Genomic DNA, 16,948 nt, shown 5'->3' with positions numbered 1-16,948 from the left:
CACTGCCGTTTTTTGCGGCAATGCGACAATAGAAGGCTCAATGACAATGTCCTTCTCCAATCTATCGCTGGCAGAACCGCTGGCCCGCGCCGTGGCCGAAATGGGCTACGAGACCATGACGCCCATCCAGGCACAGGCCATTCCGGTCGTGCTTTCAGGCCAGGACGTGATGGGCGCCGCGCAGACCGGCACCGGCAAGACGGCAGCGTTTTCGCTGCCCTTGCTGCAGCGCATGCTCAAGCACGAAAACGCCTCCACCTCGCCCGCGCGGCATCCGGTGCGTGCGCTGGTGCTGCTGCCCACGCGTGAACTGGCCGACCAGGTCGCGCAACAGGTCAAGCTGTACGCCAAGTACACCAACCTGCGCAGCACGGTCGTGTTCGGCGGCATCGACATGAAGCCCCAGACGCTGGAGCTGAAGAAGGGCGTCGAAGTGCTCGTGGCCACGCCGGGCCGGCTGCTCGATCACATCGAAGCCAAGAACGCGGTGCTCAACCAGGTCGAATACGTCGTGCTCGACGAGGCCGACCGCATGCTCGACATCGGCTTCCTGCCCGACCTGCAGCGCATCCTGAGCTACCTGCCCAAGCAGCGCACCACGCTGCTGTTCTCGGCCACCTTCTCGCCCGAGATCAAGCGGCTGGCCAGCAGCTACCTGCAGAACCCGGTCACCATCGAAGTGGCACGGCCGAACGAAACGGCCTCCACCGTCGAACAGCACTTCTATAGCGTCTCCGACGACGACAAGCGCCGTGCGCTCAAGCAGATCGTCAAGCAGCGCGGCATTACGCAGGCCTTCGTGTTCGTCAACAGCAAGCTCGGCTGCGCGCGCCTCGCACGCTCGCTGGAGCGCGACGGTCTGCGTACCACAGCACTGCACGGCGACAAGAGCCAGGACGAACGCCTGAAGGCGCTCGCCTCGTTCAAGGCCGGCGAAGTCGACCTGCTGGTGTGCACCGACGTCGCGGCCCGCGGCCTGGACATCAAGGACGTGCCCGCCGTCTTCAACTTCGACATCCCGTTCAACGCCGAAGACTACGTGCACCGCATCGGTCGCACGGGCCGTGCCGGCGCCTCGGGCCTGGCCGTGAGCTTCGCCAGCGGCGGCAACGATGCACGCCTGGTGGCCGACATCGAGAAGCTGATCAAGAAGAAGATCGAGCTCGAACCCGTCGAGTTCGAAGAAGACCGCCCGCGCGGTCGCATCAACGACGGACGCCGCCACTGGCGCGAAGAAGGCGAAGCCGGCGACGCACGCGACGTGCTCGACCAGCCGCGCGAACGCCGCGAAGCCGACACCCGCCGCAGCATGAGCGGTGGCGGCCGCCCGCACCGCGCGCCGTCCGCGCCGCGCGATCCGTTCTTCGACAAGCCCTACGAATCCGGCGAGCGCGAAGCCGCGCCGGCCTGGGAAGCGTCGGCCAAGGCCGCGCCCGCACGCGGTATCTCGAGCAACATCAAGAGCAAGCGCAAGGTCGCGGCACTGTTCAAGGCGGCCGAGCCGGGTTGAGCCGGGGCTGCGCGACAGCGAAAGCAAAAAGCCGGGCATGCCCGGCTTTTTTTCGTCTGCGCTCTTCGCGTTCAGGCCACGCGAAAGTGATGCGTGCCGTCGCGCCCCAGCTGTTCCACCAACCCGAACTCCCAATCCAGGTAGCCCTGCATGGCCTCGGCGGGTGCGTCGGTGCCCTCGTAGGGTCGGCGGTAGCGGTCGGTGCGGGCCGTGGCCAGGCGGGTCTCGCCGGTCTCGGCCGGCAGCCCGGCGGCGAACCAGGCGGTGTTGCCGCCCGTGAGCACCTGCACCTCCACGTCGCGCTGGCCGCGTGCGTCGAGCAGGGCGCGCAGGTCGGCCGCGGCGTAGCGCGCGAGCAGGCTGCTGCCGCAGGTGAGCACGTAGCGCGGGGCGGACGGAAGGGCCTGGCGGTCGATCGCCTGCGCCAGCTGCGCGCGGATCGCGTACCAGGCGCCGGGGATGTGGCGCTTCACGTAGTTGGCGCTCGTGGTCACGTCGATCACGGCGGTGGCGGGCTGCTGCTTCAGCAACTCGGCCAAGGCTTGGGGTGCGATCTCGGCGACCGTGGCCGCGACGGGCGGGTAGACCGACGTCGGCGTGCCGGTTTCGCTGAGCGCGGCGGCTGGCGGCACCGCATCGGGCACGTACACCTCCCAGCCCATCTGCGCGAGCCATGAGGCGCTCATCGATGCGCGCACGCCGTTGTCGTCGGCCAGCACGATGCGTGCGCCGCGCACCGGCACCTGGTGGTCGGTTTCCTGCACCAGCTGCCCGCCGGGCGCGCTCGCGAAGCGGGGCAGGTGGCCGGCGGTGTATTCCTCAGGCGTGCGCACGTCGAAGCGGTACACGGTGCGGCCCGGGGCCTCGAGCGTGTGGAGCGCGTCGAGGGCGATGCGGCGCACGCCCGCGGCATCGGCCACGCGGCGCGCGTCGGCCTGCGCCTGCGCGCGGTTCGCGTCCGACACCGTGGCCGGTGCCTGCCGGCCCGCGCCGTGGTCGAGCACCTGGCCCGCGAGCTTCCAGCCGATGGTGCCGTTGCGCAGCGCCGCGACCGGGTTCGGGATGCCCGCGTTCACGAGCGACTGCGTGCCGATGATGCTGCGCGTGCGGCCCGCGCAGTTCACGATCACGCGCGTGGCCGGGTCGGGCGCGAGCTCGCGCACGCGCAGCACCAGCTCCGCGCCCGGCACGCTGGTGGCCGAGGGGATGCTCATGGTCTGGTATTCGTCGAAGCGACGCGCGTCGAGCACGACCACGTCGGCGCGGCTGTCGATGAGCGCCTTCACCTCGGGCGCCGACAGCGACGGCGTGTGCCGCTCGTGCTCGACCAGTTCGCCGAAGGACTTGCTCGGCACGTTGACGTCGCGGAACAGCTCGCCGCCCGCTGCGCGCCAGCCTTCAAGGCCGCCGTCGAGCAGGTGCACGTTGGTGTAGCCGAGCGCGGCGAAGGTGCGTGCCGCGAGAGGGGCGAGATCGACACCGTCGTGCGCGCCGTACAGCACGATGAAGGTGTCGCGCCGCGGGATGCGTCGCCACGCTTCGATCTCGATGCGCGACAGCGGCAGGTTGGCGGCCCACAGCGGGTGCTCCTGCGCGAACGGGTCTTCCTCGCGCAGGTCGAGCAGCGCGGTCTCCTCGCGCGCGATCAGCCGTTCGCGCAGCGCGGCGAAGGGCAACAGGGGAAAGGAGGCGGTCGTTGTCGTCGTCATGCGGCAGTGTTTCGGAGTTCGGCGGAGCGGTCCCACAGGTTGGGCAGCAGCGTGTTGGAGTAGCCGGAGACGAAGGGCTTGCGCCCGCCTTCGGCCGGGTAGGTGTGGCGGCGCACGGCGCCGATGTTGGCGCCGTACACGTGGATGCTGATCGACACGCGGTCGGCGTGCGCGTTGTGCACGCGGTGCAGGTCGCCCACGGTGGGCGACACGGCCTCGACATGGCCCGCATCGAGCCGCACCGGCTCGCCCCGGGGCCGCGCGGTGCCGTCGGCGTCGAGCGCGTAGGGCTGGCTGTACTCGGCGCCGCGCAGCATGCCGATGAGGCCCCACACCGTGTGGTCGTGGATCGGCGTGGCCTGGCCCGGACCCCAGACGAAGCTCACGACCGAGAAGCGCTCGGTGCTGTCGGCGTGCAGCAAAAACTGCTGGTAGTAGGTCGGGTCGGCCACGGCGAAGGCGTCGGGCAGCCAGTCGTCGCGCGCCACCAGCGTGCGCAGCAGCGCGCCGCCTTCGGACAGGATGCGCGGCTCGTCGGGCCGGCTGTCGAGCAGCCGGCCGAAGGCGCCGACGAAATCGCGCAGCGGAGCAATCATGCGGGGCGTTTCCAGAGTTGGGTGTCGGTGATCGCGCGCACATCCACGCGTGTGGGAAGGATACCGTCACGCGCCGAGCGGTCGGCCACAGTTTGCAGTGCGGCGATGTCGGCCTCGCTCACGGGCCGCCCCGCCACCGAGGCGCGTGCCGTGATGAGGCGTGCCGACGCAATCGGCAGCCGCGTGAGCTGGCTGTACGCCTGCGCATAGGCCTCGGGGTTGGCCTGCGCCCAGTCGCCCGCGCGGGCGAGCCGGTCGAGAAACTGCACGATGGCCGCGCGCTTGGCCGCATCGGCCAGCGAATGCTCGCTCGCGGTGATGAAGCCCAGCGCCGTGTTGATGCCGCGCCCGTCGCGAAGGATGCGCCCGCCCTGCTGCAGCGCGATGGCGTAGTAGGGGTCGAAGATGGCCCAGGCGTCGATCTGCTTCGACGCGAACGCGGCCGCCGCGTCGGTGGGCAGCACGAACTTCACCGTGACCTCGTCGCGCCGCACGCCGGCCTCTTCGAGCGCGCCGTAGAGCTGGTACTGCGAGATGCTGCCGCGCGCCGACGAGACGACCACCGTCTGGCCGCGCAGGTCGGCCACGCGGCGCAGCGGCGAGTCGGGCTGCACCACGATGCCCAGCGACTCGGCCTTGCCGACGCGCGTGGCGACGATCTTCAGCGGCGTCTTGCCGACGGCCGCCGCGAGCACCGGCAGGTCGCCGGCCATCGCGGTGTCGACCGCGGCGCTGCGCTGCGCTTCGAACAGCGGCGCGGCGCCCTGGAAGTTGGCCCAGCGGTAGGCAAAGGGCGCGTCGTCGAGGGCCTTGGAGGCCTCGAACAGCGAGCGCAGGCCACCGGCCTGGTCGCCGAGCACCAGCGTGGCCTGGGGTTGTGCCACCGCGCGCAACGGGCCGGCCACGGCCAGCGACAGCGCGGCGCCTTGCGCGAGCCAGGTGCGGCGAGAAATGGGCAGCGCGCTCATGCGGCACCTCCCGACGCCTGCAACGCACGCTGCCCCGCCGCGACCAGGATCGCGTCGTTCTGCGGCGTGTGGATGCGGCTGCACAGCACGTCGCGGTAATGGCGTTCGAGCGGGTTCTGGCGCGTGAGGCCGTGGTTGCCGCTCAGCTGCAGCGCCAGCTCGACCACGCGGATGGCGTGCGTGGTCACGGTGTGCTTGAGCAGGCCGCTGTCGGCGGCGGGCGGCGTGTGGCCGCTGTCGACCGCAGTGGCGGTGTCGTCGAGCAGCACGCGGTTGGTGCGCAGCAGCGCCTCGATCTCGCCGACTTGCTCCTGCACGCGCGGCAGGCTGGCCAGCGGCGTGCCGAGGCTGCCGGGCGCGCGCCGGTTCAAGAAGTCGACCAGCCAGTCGCGCGCGGCGCGCGCCACGGCGTCGTAGAGGCTGCCCAGCAGCACGACCATCCAGGCCTGCTGCGCCGCATGGGCGTCGATGTCGGTCTGGCTGCCGGCGCCGGGCGCCCAGTCGGCGGGCGCGCGCAGGTCGACGGCGTGGTCGGCGGCAATGGCGACGTCCTCGAACACCACCTCGTGGCTGCCCGAGGCCCGCAGGCCCAGGTGGTCCCAGCTCGCGATCACGCGGATGCCGGGCGCGTCGCGCGGCACCAGGAACACGCCGGTGCGCGGTGCGGCCTCGTCGGTGCGCGCCCAGACCGCGAGCCACGACAGGCCCTCGATGCCGGTCGTGTAGAGCTTGTGGCCGTCGATGCGCCAGCCCTCGGGCGTGCGCCGCGCCACGGTGCCGGGCAGGCCGCCGCGCGCGGGCGAGCCCAGTGCGGGCTCCACGCGCAGCGCGTTGATGAGCGCGCCGTGCGCCACCGCGTCGCGCGCCACGCGCTCGCGCAGGTGCGCGGGCCAGCGGCTCTCGCGGCGCGCGAGCGCCTGGTGCTGCAGGTAGGTCATGGTGAGGATCAGCGCGGTGGCGGGTTCGCCGCGCGCCACCGCCGCGATCACGCGGCGCGCCGCGGCCAGCGTGGCGCCGCCGCCGCCGTATGCGGCAGGCGCGACGAGGCCGATCAGGCCGTGCGCCTGCAGCGCCTCGAAGTTCTGGCGCGGAAAGGCGCCGCTGCGGTCGTGGTCGGCCGCCGTGGACGCGAACTGGTCCGACAGGCGGGCCAGCACGGCGGAATCGACGGAGGGCGGGGTGTCTGTGTCGGGAGCGGCCGGCGCGCGGCGCAAGGGGAGTGCACTCATGGTGCCCGCACGGTAAAGGCCCGCTGCCAGCGCGCGAAGGATGCATCGCGCATATCCAAATTCGTTTTTCTGCGTTCGTTTTCGGGGGCCGTCTCGGTACGGTCTCGCTTCTCCTCGTGAGTGAGTGAAGAAGAAAGAACACAAGGCATGACACCCGATTTCCCGCTGGACCGACGCCGCCTGCTGCAGGCCGCCGCCGCATGGGGCGTGGCGGCTTCGGGCGTGGCGCAGGCCGCCGCGCCCTCGCGTGACCTGTCGGGCGTGACGCTGCGCGTGGGCACCTACAAGGGCCTGTGGCGCCCGCTGCTCACGGCCTCGGGCCAGGCCGACACGCCCTACAGGATCGACTGGCGCGAGCTCAACAACGGCGTGCTGCACATCGAGGCCATCAACGGCGACGCGCTCGACCTGGGCTCGGGCAGCGAGATCCCGCCGGTGTTCGCGGCGCGGCAGAAGTCGAGCGTGCGGCTCGTGGCCGTGACGCACGAAGACCTCAACAACCAGGCCACGCTGGCACGCAAGGACGCGCCGATCCGCAGCATCGCCGACCTCAAGGGCAAGCGCGTGGGTTATGTGCGTGCCACCACCTCGCACTACTACCTGGCCAAGCAGCTGGCCGAGGCGGGCCTGTCGTTCGCCGACATCCAGCCCGTGAGCCTCACGCCGGCCGACGGCCTCTCGGCCTTCGCGCGCGGCGACCTCGATGCCTGGGCCATCTATGGCTACAACGGCCAGCTCGCGCGCACCCAGTACGGCGCGCGCACGCTCAAGACCGGCGTGGGCTACCTGTCGGGCAACTTCCCCATCTACGCCAACCCGCGCGCGCTCGACGACACGCTGCGCCGCGCGGCGCTGGGCGACCTGCTGCAGCGCCTGCAGCGCGCGTTCGCCTGGATCAACGGCAACTTCCTGGCCTACGCCCGCGCGCAGTCGGCCGAGACGCGCGTCCCCGTGGGCGACCTGGTCGAGCTGTTCAACGGCCGCAGCGGCGACTACAGCCTGGGCCCCGTCACCGACGCCGTGGTGCGCAGCCACCAGGACGTGGCCGACACCTTCCAGAAGATCGGCGTGCTCGACGGCCCGGCCGACGTGAAGCCGCTGTGGGACCGCCGCTTCGAGAACCTGCTGCGGTTGCCCGCCGCCTGACCCCTTCATTCCATCCGCATCCACGAGGACACCATGAGCCAGAACGACGTTGAATTCATCGGCATGATCCAGGGCCAGAAGGTCTCGGAGATCCACGCCGCCAAGGGCCCGGCCATCGACCGCGACTATGTGCGCGCCTTCGCGCAGGCGCACGAGAACGCCGGCTTCGACCGCGTGCTGGTGCCGCACCATTCCACCAGCCCCGACGCCACGCTGACGGTGGCCTACGCGGCCTCGGTGACCGAGCGCATCCACTTCATGCTCGCGCACCGCCCGGGCTTCGTGGCGCCCACGCTCGCGGCGCGCCAGTTCGCCTCGCTCGACCAGTTCAGCGGCGGGCGGCTCGGCGTGCACTACATCTCGGGCGGCTCCGACGAAGAGCAGAAGCGCGACGGCGACTGGCTCGACCACGACCAGCGCTACGCCCGCACCGACGAGTACCTCGAGGTGCTGCACAAGGTGTGGACGGCCGAGAAGCCCTTTGACCACGAAGGCGCGCACTACCGCTTCCAGAACGCGTTCTCCGAAGTGAAGCCGGTGCAGACGCGCCACGGCAAGCCGCACGTGCCCGTGTACTTCGGCGGTGCGTCGGAGGCGGCGATCCCGGTCGCAGGCAAGTACGCCGACGTGTACGCGCTGTGGGGCGAATCGCTCGACCAGGCGCGCGAGCTCACGACGCGCGTGCGCGCCGAAGCCGCGAAGCACGGGCGCAGCGTGCGCTTCTCGGTGTCGTTCCGCCCGATCCTGGCGGAGACTGAAGACGCGGCATGGGCGCGCGCCGAGAACATCCTGGCGGAGACGAAGCGCCTGCGCGTGGTGCAGGGCTACAACCGCGGCGGCCCGCAGCAGAGCGAAGGCGCCAAGCGCCTGTTGGCCGCGGCCGAGAAGGGCTCGCGCCTGGACAAGCGCCTGTGGACCGCGGTCGCGCAGGAGATCGGCGGGCGCTCCAACAGCACCGCGCTGGTCGGCACGCCCGAGCAGGTGGCCGATGCGCTGCTCGACTACTACGACCTGGGCGTGACCACCTTCCTGATCCGCGGCTTCGATCCGCTCGAAGACGCGGCGGACTACGGCCGCGCGCTGATTCCGCGCACGCGCGAACTGGTCGCGCAGCGCCTGCAGTCGCAGCGCAAGGCGGCCTGAGCCATGAGCGCCGTCCTGTCCATCGACCGCCACGCGGCCCAACCGCTGAAGCTGCACGCGAACCCGCAGCAGAAGCACTGGTTCGACCCCATCCCGCCGCGCCCCACCGTGCAGGCCGAGCGCCGCCACCGGCAGGAGCGCCTGGCGGGCGCCTTCCGCCTGTTCGCGCGCTTCGGCTTCGCGCAGGGCCTGGCCGGCCACATCACGGCGCGCGACCCCGAGCTGACCGATCACTTCTGGGTCAACCCGCTGGGCGTGCACTTCTCGCGCATCAAGGTGTCCGACCTGCTGCTCGTCAATTCGAAGGGTGAAACGGTCGTCGGCGACCGGCCGCTCAACAAGGCCGCCTTCGCCATCCACGCCGCGATCCACGAGCACAACCCGAACATCGTGGCCGCTGCCCACACGCACTCGACCTACGGCAAGGCCTGGTCCACGCTGGGCCGCCAACTCGACACGCTCACGCAGGACGCCTGCGTGTTCCACGACGACGTGGCGCTGTTCGACGACTTCACCGGCATGGTGGTCGACACCAGCGAGGGCGATCGCATCGCCCGCGCGCTGGGCGACAGGAAGGGCGCCATCCTCAAGAACCACGGCATCCTGACGGCCGGCCCCACCGTGGAGGCCGCCGCGTGGTGGTACATCGCGCTGGACAACGCCTGCCACACGCAGCTGCTGGCCGAGGCGGCCGGCACGCCGCAGCCGATCGACGAGGCCACCGCGCGCCACACGCACGGCCAGATCGGCGGGCCCGAAGGCGCGATCCATTCCTTCGACAGCCTGTACGAAGGCCTGGTCGAGGCCGAACCCGAACTCCTGCTTTGACGATGACGACGAAACCCCGGAGCCTTTCCCCGATGAACGCATCCCTTACCCGCCGCAGCGTGCTGCGCACCGGCGCCGCCGCCGCCGTGGTCGCCTCGGGCGGCCTCATTGCCTCGCAGGCCTTCTCGCAGCAGGCGCGCAAGCTCACCTTCGCCTGGAACGCCGCCGCGTTCTGCCTCTCGCCCGTGGTGGTGGCGCAGGAGCGCGGCTACTTCGAGCGCAACGGCCTGCAGGTGGACCTCATCAACTACACGGGCTCGACCGACCAGCTGCTCGAGTCGCTCGCCACCGCCAAGGCCGACGCGGCCGTGGGCATGATCCACCGCTGGCTCAAGCCGCTCGAATCGGGCTTCGACGTGAAGATCGTCGGCAGCTCGCACGGCGGCTGCGTGCGCCTGGTGGGCGCCAAGGACGCGGGCGCCACCAGCCTGGCCAGCCTCAAGGGCAAGATCATCGGCGTGTCGGACATCGCGAGTCCGGGCAAGAACTTCTTCTCGATCCTGCTGGCCAAGAACGGCATCGACGCCGACCGCGACGTCACCTGGCGCCAGTACCCGGCCGACCTGCTCGACATCGCGGTGAAGAAGGGCGAGATCCACGCCATTGCCGACGGCGACCCGAACGTCTACCTCATCGAGAAGCGCAACCAGGGCACCTTCGTCGAGCTCGCGAGCAACCTCTCGGGCGAGTACAAGGACAAGGTCTGCTGCATCGTCGGCGCGCGCGGCGAGCTGGTGCGCAAGGACAAGGCGACCGTCGCCTCGCTGGTGCGCGCCATCGCGCAGGCCTCCGACTACGTGGCCGAGAACCCGAACGAGTCGGCCAAGCTCTTCGCCAAGTACTCGCCCAAGGTGCCGGTCGAAGACCTGCGCGCGCTGCTGGGCACGCTCACGCACAACCACCACCCGCTGGGCCGCAAGCTGCGCGACGAGGTGGAGTTCTACGCGCGCGACTTCCGCGGTGTCGGCGTGCTCAAGAAGACCACCGATCCGGTGCGCTTCGCGGAGCATGTGTCCTTTGATCCGCTGGCATGAGCGCCGTCATTGACCGGGTGCTCGAGGCACCGCCGCCGGCGCCGGGCAGTTGGCGCCGCCCTGGCATCGAGAAGGCCGCGCCGGCCGCCGTGTTCGCGCGCCCCGCCGAAGGCTTCTGGCGCACCGGCGCGCTCGCGAGCGCGGGCTGGGTCGCGCTGGGCCTGCTCACCGTCTACTGGCCCAACAAGGCCGTGGGCTTCAGCGACTGGGCCTACACCGACGAATTCGGCATTGCCGCCATCGCCATCGGCGCGGCGCTGCTGCTCGTGGCGCTGCTCGGCACGCGCGCCGGCCGCGTGGCGCGCACGCTGCGCCCGGCCGGGCCATGGCTGGTGGCGCTGCCGGTCCTGTTCGCCCTCTGGGAGATCGCGACCGCCAAGCTCGCGCTGCTGCCCACGCCGTTCTTCGCGCCGCCGCAGAGTCTCATCGAAACCTACATCGACGACTGGCGGCGCCTCGGCGAAAGCCTGGCGCATTCGGCGCGGCTGCTCGCCCACGGCTTCGTGCTGGGCGCGCTCGCGGGCTTTCTCACGGGCGTGACCATCGGCTGGTCGCGCATCGCGGGCTACTGGGTGCATCCGGTGCTGCGCTTCGTGGGGCCGGTGCCGGCCTCGGCGCTGCTGCCGCTGGCGTTCTTCTTCTTTCCGTCGAGCTACGCGGCGGCCGTGTTCCTCATCGCGCTGGCCACGGGCTTTCCGGTGGCGGTGCTGACGTGGTCGGGCGTGGCGGGCGTCAATCGCAACTACTACGACGTGGCGCGCACCATGGGCGCGAGCGAGCGCTTCCTGGTGCTGCGCGTGGCGATTCCCGCCGCGCTGCCGCAGGTGTTCGTGGGGCTGTTCATGGGGCTGGGCGCCGCGTTCTCGGTGCTGGTGACGGCCGAGATGATGGGCGTGAAGGCCGGGCTGGGCTTCTACCTCTCGTGGGCGCAGGGCTGGGCTTCGTACTCGAACATGTACGCCGCGCTGATCGTGATGGCGCTGCTGTGCTCGGGCCTGATCACGCTGCTGTTCAAGGTGCGCGACCGCGTGCTGTCGTGGCAGAAGGGGACCGTCAAATGGTAGCCACCGCGCAAGCCGAAGCGGGTGTGCGCCAGGCCGGCGCGCAGATCGACATCCAGGGCGTGAGCCACTGGTTCGACGTGCCGGCCGGGCCGCTGCAGGTGCTCGACGACATCGACCTCACGGTGAAGCCCGGCGAGTTCGTCGCGCTGCTCGGGCCGAGCGGCTGCGGCAAGTCGACGCTGCTGCGCCTCGTGGCCGGGCTGGAGCCCGCCACGGCCGGGCGCATCACGCAGGACGGCGCACCCATCACGCGGCCCGACCCGTCGCGCATCGTCGTTTTCCAGGACCCGACGCTCTACCCCTGGCGCAGCGTGTGGGACAACGTGGCGCTCGGCCTGCAGGCGCGTGGCGTGCTCAAGGCGCAGCGCGGGCGCGTCGACGAGGCGCTGAAGCTCGTCGGCCTCACCGACTTCGCCAAAGCCTTTCCGCACCAGCTCTCGGGCGGCATGGCGCAGCGCGTGGCGCTGGCGCGTGCGCTGGTCAACGACCCGCAACTGCTGGTGCTCGACGAGCCGCTGGGCAAGCTCGATTCGCTCACGCGCATCGCGATGCAGAGCGAGCTGGTCAACCTGTGGCAGCGCGCGGGCTTCTCGGCGCTGCTGGTGACGCACGACGTGGAAGAGGCGCTGTTCCTCGCCAACCGCGTGATCGTGCTGAGCGACCGGCCCGCGCGCATCGCGGCGGAGCTCGTGGTCGACCTGCCGTACCCGCGCCATCGCGGCCATGCGCGTTTGGCAGAACTCCGTCACGAAGCGCTGCGCCACCTGGGGCTCGACGCCACCTGGTGACATGAACGCAACGCCCGAGGCCGATTGGCTCAACCTGCTGATCGGCCTGCTTCAGGGCGCCCAGTTGCAGTTGCTGCGCGTGTTCGACGCGCTCGGCCTCGTGCGCCATGTGCACGGCCAGCCGGCGTGGCCGTGGGCGCACCGGCTGTCAGGCGAGAACCTGCTGATCGACCTGGGGCAGGCGCGCAGCCTCGCGTGGACGCTGGCGTGCGTCGGCGTTGCTTTGCTGCTGCTGTTGATCGCGTTGCTCTGGCGGCGCCCGCGCTGGTACCTGCTCGCGCTGGTGCCGATGCTGCTGATCGCCGCGCCCTGGCCCCATGCGAACGTCGTGCTCGTGCCTGCGACGCCGGCGAGCTTCCACGCGTCGCCGACGGGCTTCACGGCCACATCGATCGCGCAAGGCCGCGTGCTCTACGCGCAGCACTGCGTGAGCTGCCACGGCACCGACGGCAAGGGCGAAGGGCCGCTGGCCGCCTCGCTGACCGTGTGGCCGCCGAACCTCACGGGCCCGCTGCTGTGGCGCCGCGCCGATGGCGACCTGCTCTGGCGCGTGCTTCACGGCACCGCCGCCATGCCCGGATTTGAGGGCCCGCTCGACGCGGCCGATGCCTGGGCGCTCATCGACTACATGAAGGCGCAGGGCGCGGGCCAGAGCCTTCGTACGCTGGGCCACTGGCCGCAACCCGTGGGCCTGCCCGACATGGCGGTGCGCTGCGGCGCGCAGGCGCCCCGGTCGCTCGCGCAGTGGCGCGGGCAGCGCGTGCGCGTCGTGGCGGGCGCGGTCGCGCCGAGCGAAGACCCGCGCCTGGTGACGGTGCAGCTGCTGCCACCCGGGGCGAAGGCCGCAGGCATTGCCGCCGATTGCGTCGCCGATTCACCGGCCGCGTGGGAAGCGCTGGCGCTCATCGCGGGCACCGACCAGCTTGCGGGCATGCAGCTCATCGCCGACCGCGACGGCTGGCTGCGCGTGCGCGGCCTGCCGGGGCAGGCCGGCTGGTCCGACGACGACCTGCTGTGCCGCAGCGACAGCCCGCCGGCGGCCTTGGCGAAAGGCGCCGTGCTGCCACCCGATGGCCTGGGCGCGCTCATCGCCCGCATGGACGCCGAGCCGGTGCGCTTCGTCAAGGGCGGCTTCATCCACTGATTTCTTTTTTCACTGCTTCCACGGAGAACGAACCCATGACCTCGCACCTCGACCGATCGCGCCGCCAGCTGCTTGCCGGCGGCCTTGCCGCTGCCACGACCGCCACCTTGCCCACCTTCGTCCGCGCGCAGGGCCGCCCGGTGCTCAAGGCCGGCGACCAGAAGGGCGGGCTGCGCGCGCTGCTCGAAGCGGCGGGCGGGCTCGAAGGCCTGAGCTACGACATCCAGTGGTCGGAGTTCCCGGCCGCCGCGCCGCTGGCCGAAGCGCTCAACGCGGGCGCGGTCGATTCGGGCCCGATCGGCGATGCGCCGCTGATCTTCGCGCTGGCGGCCGGCACGCGCGTCAAGGCCATCGGCGCCAACCGCTCGGACGCGTACGGCACGGCGGTGCTGGTGCGGCCCGATTCGCCGCTGAAGACTGCTGCCGAACTCAAGGGCAAGAGCATCGCCACCAACCGCGGCTCCATCGGCCACTACGTCACGCTGAAGGCGATCACCGCGGCGGGGCTGAAGCCCGAGGACGTGAACCTGCGCTTCCTCGCGCCGGCCGATGCCAAGCTCGCGCTCACGCAGGGCTCGGTCGATGCCTGGGCCACCTGGGAGCCCTACACCGCGTTGGCCGAAATCAGCCGCCATGCGCGCGTGCTGGTCAGCGGGCGCGGCCTGCTGCCGGGGCTGAGCTACCTCGCCGCGACCGACGCGGCCATTGCCGCCAAGCGGCCGGTGCTGCAGGACTTTCTGCAGCGCGTGGTGAAGGCGCAGCGCTGGTCGTACCGCAACGTCGATGCGTTTTCGGCCACGCTCGCACGCATCATCGGCATTCCGCCCGAGGCGGCGAAGCTGCAGTTCGAGCGCCGCCAGCAGCAGTGGGTGGCCATCGACGCGCAGGTCATCGCCGACCAGCAGGGCACGGCCGATTTCTACCGGCAGGTGGGGCTCATCAAGCAGCCGCTCGACGTGAAGGGCACGTTCGACACGGGCTTCGGCACGGCGGCCTAGAACCGTCGTTCGAGCGCCTGCACGCGGAAGTCCTGCGGCGCGATGCCGTAGGCGCGGCGAAAGGCGCGGCTGAAGTCCGAGGCGCTGCGAAAGCCGGCGCCGTAGGCGATGTCGGTCACCATCACATGCGGGTAGCGCGCCAGGTCGCTCGCCGCCTGGCGCAGCCGCAGGCTGCGGATGTAGCTGCCCAGCCCGCCCTCGTGCTGGAACATGCGGTACAGCGTGGGGCGCGGCAGCTGCAGCGCGGCCAGCACGCTCTCGGGCGTGAGGTCGGCGCGGTGCAGGTGCGTCTGCACATGGCGGCGCACCCGGTCGAACATGGCGGCGCGTGCCGCCGCGCGCGCGTTGCCATCGAAGCCGGCCTGCTTGCCGAAGGCCGACACCACGAGCTGCGCGCCCGTGCGCACCGCGCTCTGGGCCGCCGCTGGCGTCATGCCGCCGATGTGGCGCGCCAGCGAGATCGCGTGCCCCGCCGCCAGCCGTGCCAGCGGCGTGGTGCAGGTGAGCATGCGCCCGTGGATGGCCTCGGGGTCGGGGAAGCTTTCCTGCACCAGCGTGCCGGGCACGAAGAAGGTGTGGACCCGGCAGTCGTGGCGCCGCATGCGCACCGGCTGGTTCATGTCCAGTGCAAGGATGGTGGGCGTGCCGGCGGGGGCGGGCGGCGGTTCGCCCTTACGGCGTGCACCCGGCGTGGCGCGCACCCGCAGGTCGTCCACGCCGCCTTCCTCGAACACATGGAACACGAAGTCGCGCACGCTGTCGGTCGACACGCGGGCCAGCGAGCGCTCCAGCACCAGCGTGTCGGAGCGGCATTCGGTGAAGACCAGGCCGCCCACGTCGTAGCGGTCGATCGCGGCGTTGAAGGGGCGCTCGAGTGCGTCGCGTGAGGGCAGGGCGTCCATCACATGGCCGACGCGCGCGCGCCAGGCCAGGAACTGCCGGTCGGGCGGCTCTGCGTGCACGTCGAAATGGCTGTGCGCCACGCCCGGAGGACAGAGGGGGCGTTCGGGGGCCGTGGCGGCGCTGTGCGTCATAGGGCGAGGTCGGAGCGGCGCCAAGGGGCTGGAGGGTCCATGCCCGCCAAATAGTACTAACCAAGCGTTAAAAAATCACAGATTTTGCGAAATTCTCCCAAGAACTGAGACGGAAGGTCAAGGCTGTTTACAAAGCGACCTCAGGCTCGCGAGAGGCGTCCTTGCATCGCATTTCGTGGCAGAGGGACGCCGGGTTTACTTTTTTCCCCTAGCGTTGATCGACCGAGCGAGCATTGACATGTCCAAAGGAAGCGCCGAGCTGCGTGCCATTTCGGAACTGGACGACGCACCGCCCTTGAGCCCCGCCGTGGCCGCGAACGCCGCGGCGCGGCTTTTTGCCCAGGCCAACCAGCTGGACCTGGCCAACCTGATGACGGCGGTCGAGCGCGGCGACGTGTGGGCGGCCGCGCGCACGGCGCGGCAGATCCTGTGCGACATCGAGGAGGCGGCCCTGGCGGCGCACGGGCTCGACCGGACGCACGAAGAAACCGGCGACGAGGGCCTGCTCTCGCCGCGCGAACTCAAGGTGCTGGAGCTTGTGGCCCAGGGCTGGAGCAACCGGCGCGTGGCCGAGGCGCTGCACCGCTCCGACAGCACGGTCGCCAGCCAGATCAAGAGCATCTACCGCAAGCTGTCGGTCCATTCGCGCACGCAGGCCGTGCACGAGGCCATGCGGCGCGGGCTGCTGCACCCCTCGGGCGCGACGCAGCGCCGGGTGATCAGCTTCCCGGGGTCCGGGCCCGCGCGCAGCTGAGCTCAGGCGGCCTTGCGCGTGCGTGCCCTGGGCGTGCCACCGGCCGGCGGCAACTGCTCGCGCAGGTAGGCCAGGAAGGTGCGCACGACCTCGGGCAGCGTGCGGTCGGCCAGCGTCTGCAGCTCGACCGAACGCCCGCGCATGCCGGGCTCGCGGATCTCGGCCGCCACCAGTTCGCCGCGCTGCACGCGGTCGCGCACCGTGATCTCGCCCGTGATGGCCAGTCCGCCGCCCTGCAGCACGAAGTTGGCAAGGGCCTCGAAACGGTTGCTCACCAGCACGGGCTCGAACACGAGGCCGCGGTTGCTGCAGCCGACGTCGAACAGCTGGCGCACCGTGTTCTCGGGGCTGCCCAGCGCGATGGGGAAGGGATGCATCTGCGCCAACGTCACGCTGCGCGACTTCGCCAGCGCATGGTCGGGTCGCATGATCGCGAACACCGACGCCGGCTGGCGATGCTCGACCCGGATGCCGCGCACCGCCGCGCGGCTGTAGGTCAGGCCGATGTCCGCCTCGCCGAGCAGCACGGCATCGCTCACCTGCGTCGGCCCGGTGGCATCGAGCCGGAAGCGCACGCCCGGGTACTGTTCGCGAAACGCCGCGATGGTGCGCGGCAGGAACTCGTTGGCAAAACCCGAGGAGCAGGCGATGCGCACCCGCCCGCTCAGCGGCCCCTGCAGCGCCTGGATGTCCGACAGCACGCGCTCGGCCTCCAGTGCGCCGCGCAGCGCGTGCGCCGCCAGCAGCTCGCCCGCGGCGCTGGGCACCATGCCGCGTGGGCGGCGCTCGAACAGCGGCGCGCCCACCAGCGTTTCGAGCGCGGCCACCTGGCGGCTGATGGCCGAGATGCTGACGTTCAGCCGCGCGGCCGCCTCGGTGAGCGAGCCCGTGCGGGCCACTTCGAGGAAGTAGCGCAGCGAGGTTTCCTGCAGGCGGCGGCTGGGCATGGGGTGACGTGAGGTTTGCACTGAATGCAAAGGTAGTTCAAGAAAATAGCAATTGT

Annotated in this window: 16 protein-coding genes; 10 read left to right on the top strand and 6 right to left on the bottom strand. The window is 71.0% G+C overall.

All coding sequences use genetic code 11. The features are described from left to right. Positions 1-40: 40 nt before the first annotated feature. A complete protein-coding gene (locus AC1RLW_RS17650; RefSeq protein ID WP_062477554.1) occupies positions 41-1,510 on the top strand; it encodes a DEAD/DEAH box helicase in 1,470 nt (489 codons plus the stop codon). 71 nt (positions 1,511-1,581) lie between these two features. On the opposite strand, the gene AC1RLW_RS17645 is transcribed toward AC1RLW_RS17650, so the two are convergent. From AC1RLW_RS17645 to AC1RLW_RS17630, 4 genes are read right to left on the bottom strand one after another with little or no spacing between them, the layout of a single operon-like run. Next, a complete protein-coding gene (locus AC1RLW_RS17645) occupies positions 1,582-3,219 on the bottom strand; it encodes a rhodanese-related sulfurtransferase (RefSeq protein WP_493194217.1) in 1,638 nt (545 codons plus the stop codon). After that, positions 3,216-3,815, bottom strand: a complete 600-nt coding sequence (locus tag AC1RLW_RS17640; protein ID WP_390345733.1) for a cysteine dioxygenase family protein — start codon at positions 3,813-3,815, stop codon at positions 3,216-3,218. Before AC1RLW_RS17640 ends, AC1RLW_RS17645 begins: the two co-directional genes overlap by 4 nt. Further along, the gene (locus AC1RLW_RS17635; protein ID WP_493194215.1) at positions 3,812-4,783 is read right to left on the bottom strand and encodes an ABC transporter substrate-binding protein; all 972 of its coding nucleotides are present in this window, start codon (positions 4,781-4,783) and stop codon (positions 3,812-3,814) included. Before AC1RLW_RS17635 ends, AC1RLW_RS17640 begins: the two co-directional genes overlap by 4 nt. After that, positions 4,780-6,012, bottom strand: a complete 1,233-nt coding sequence (locus AC1RLW_RS17630) for an acyl-CoA dehydrogenase family protein (RefSeq protein WP_493194213.1) — start codon at positions 6,010-6,012, stop codon at positions 4,780-4,782. The genes AC1RLW_RS17635 and AC1RLW_RS17630 overlap by 4 nt, the downstream gene beginning before the upstream one ends. A gap of 147 nt (positions 6,013-6,159) precedes the next feature. On the opposite strand from AC1RLW_RS17630, the gene AC1RLW_RS17625 reads away from it, so the two are divergent. The 8 genes from AC1RLW_RS17625 to AC1RLW_RS17590 are packed head-to-tail and all read left to right on the top strand — an operon-like array spanning position 6,160 to position 14,157. Further along, positions 6,160-7,158 (top strand): ABC transporter substrate-binding protein, encoded by a 999-nt coding sequence (locus AC1RLW_RS17625; protein WP_493194211.1) that lies wholly within the window; start codon positions 6,160-6,162, stop codon positions 7,156-7,158. Between the two features lie 33 nt (positions 7,159-7,191). Further along, positions 7,192-8,301: an LLM class flavin-dependent oxidoreductase gene (locus tag AC1RLW_RS17620; protein WP_492734431.1), complete on the top strand. Its 1,110-nt coding sequence runs from the start codon at positions 7,192-7,194 to the stop codon at positions 8,299-8,301. A 3-nt stretch (positions 8,302-8,304) separates the two neighbouring features. Then, positions 8,305-9,129 (top strand): class II aldolase/adducin family protein, encoded by an 825-nt coding sequence (locus AC1RLW_RS17615; RefSeq protein ID WP_493194209.1) that lies wholly within the window; start codon positions 8,305-8,307, stop codon positions 9,127-9,129. 32 nt (positions 9,130-9,161) lie between these two features. After that, positions 9,162-10,163: an ABC transporter substrate-binding protein gene (locus AC1RLW_RS17610; RefSeq protein WP_493194207.1), complete on the top strand. Its 1,002-nt coding sequence runs from the start codon at positions 9,162-9,164 to the stop codon at positions 10,161-10,163. Continuing rightward, positions 10,160-11,227, top strand: coding sequence for an ABC transporter permease (locus AC1RLW_RS17605; RefSeq protein WP_493194206.1), 1,068 nt, complete (start codon positions 10,160-10,162; stop codon positions 11,225-11,227). Before AC1RLW_RS17610 ends, AC1RLW_RS17605 begins: the two co-directional genes overlap by 4 nt. Further along, positions 11,221-12,015 (top strand): ABC transporter ATP-binding protein, encoded by a 795-nt coding sequence (locus AC1RLW_RS17600; RefSeq protein WP_493194204.1) that lies wholly within the window; start codon positions 11,221-11,223, stop codon positions 12,013-12,015. Before AC1RLW_RS17605 ends, AC1RLW_RS17600 begins: the two co-directional genes overlap by 7 nt. A gap of 1 nt (position 12,016) precedes the next feature. Beyond that, entirely contained in the window at positions 12,017-13,159 is a 1,143-nt protein-coding gene (locus AC1RLW_RS17595; protein WP_493194202.1) for a c-type cytochrome, read from the top strand. Between the two features lie 35 nt (positions 13,160-13,194). Further along, entirely contained in the window at positions 13,195-14,157 is a 963-nt protein-coding gene (locus AC1RLW_RS17590) for an ABC transporter substrate-binding protein (RefSeq protein WP_493194201.1), read from the top strand. Here the strand turns inward: AC1RLW_RS17590 and AC1RLW_RS17585 are convergent. After that, positions 14,154-15,191: an AraC family transcriptional regulator gene (locus tag AC1RLW_RS17585; protein ID WP_493194199.1), complete on the bottom strand. Its 1,038-nt coding sequence runs from the start codon at positions 15,189-15,191 to the stop codon at positions 14,154-14,156. The two genes, AC1RLW_RS17590 and AC1RLW_RS17585, sit on opposite strands and share 4 nt — an antisense overlap. A gap of 238 nt (positions 15,192-15,429) precedes the next feature. Between AC1RLW_RS17585 and AC1RLW_RS17580 the strand changes: the two genes are divergently transcribed. Beyond that, positions 15,430-15,945 (top strand): response regulator transcription factor, encoded by a 516-nt coding sequence (locus AC1RLW_RS17580; RefSeq protein ID WP_493194198.1) that lies wholly within the window; start codon positions 15,430-15,432, stop codon positions 15,943-15,945. A gap of 2 nt (positions 15,946-15,947) precedes the next feature. Here the strand turns inward: AC1RLW_RS17580 and AC1RLW_RS17575 are convergent, their stop codons facing one another. Then, a complete protein-coding gene (locus tag AC1RLW_RS17575) occupies positions 15,948-16,892 on the bottom strand; it encodes a LysR family transcriptional regulator (protein WP_493194196.1) in 945 nt (314 codons plus the stop codon). Positions 16,893-16,948: the final 56 nt, after the last annotated feature.

Source organism: Variovorax sp. GW822-FHT04A09, from assembly GCF_058801005.1.
The sequence above is the reverse complement of the archived record's forward strand: the minus strand, read 5'-3'. Positions and strand labels throughout refer to the sequence as shown.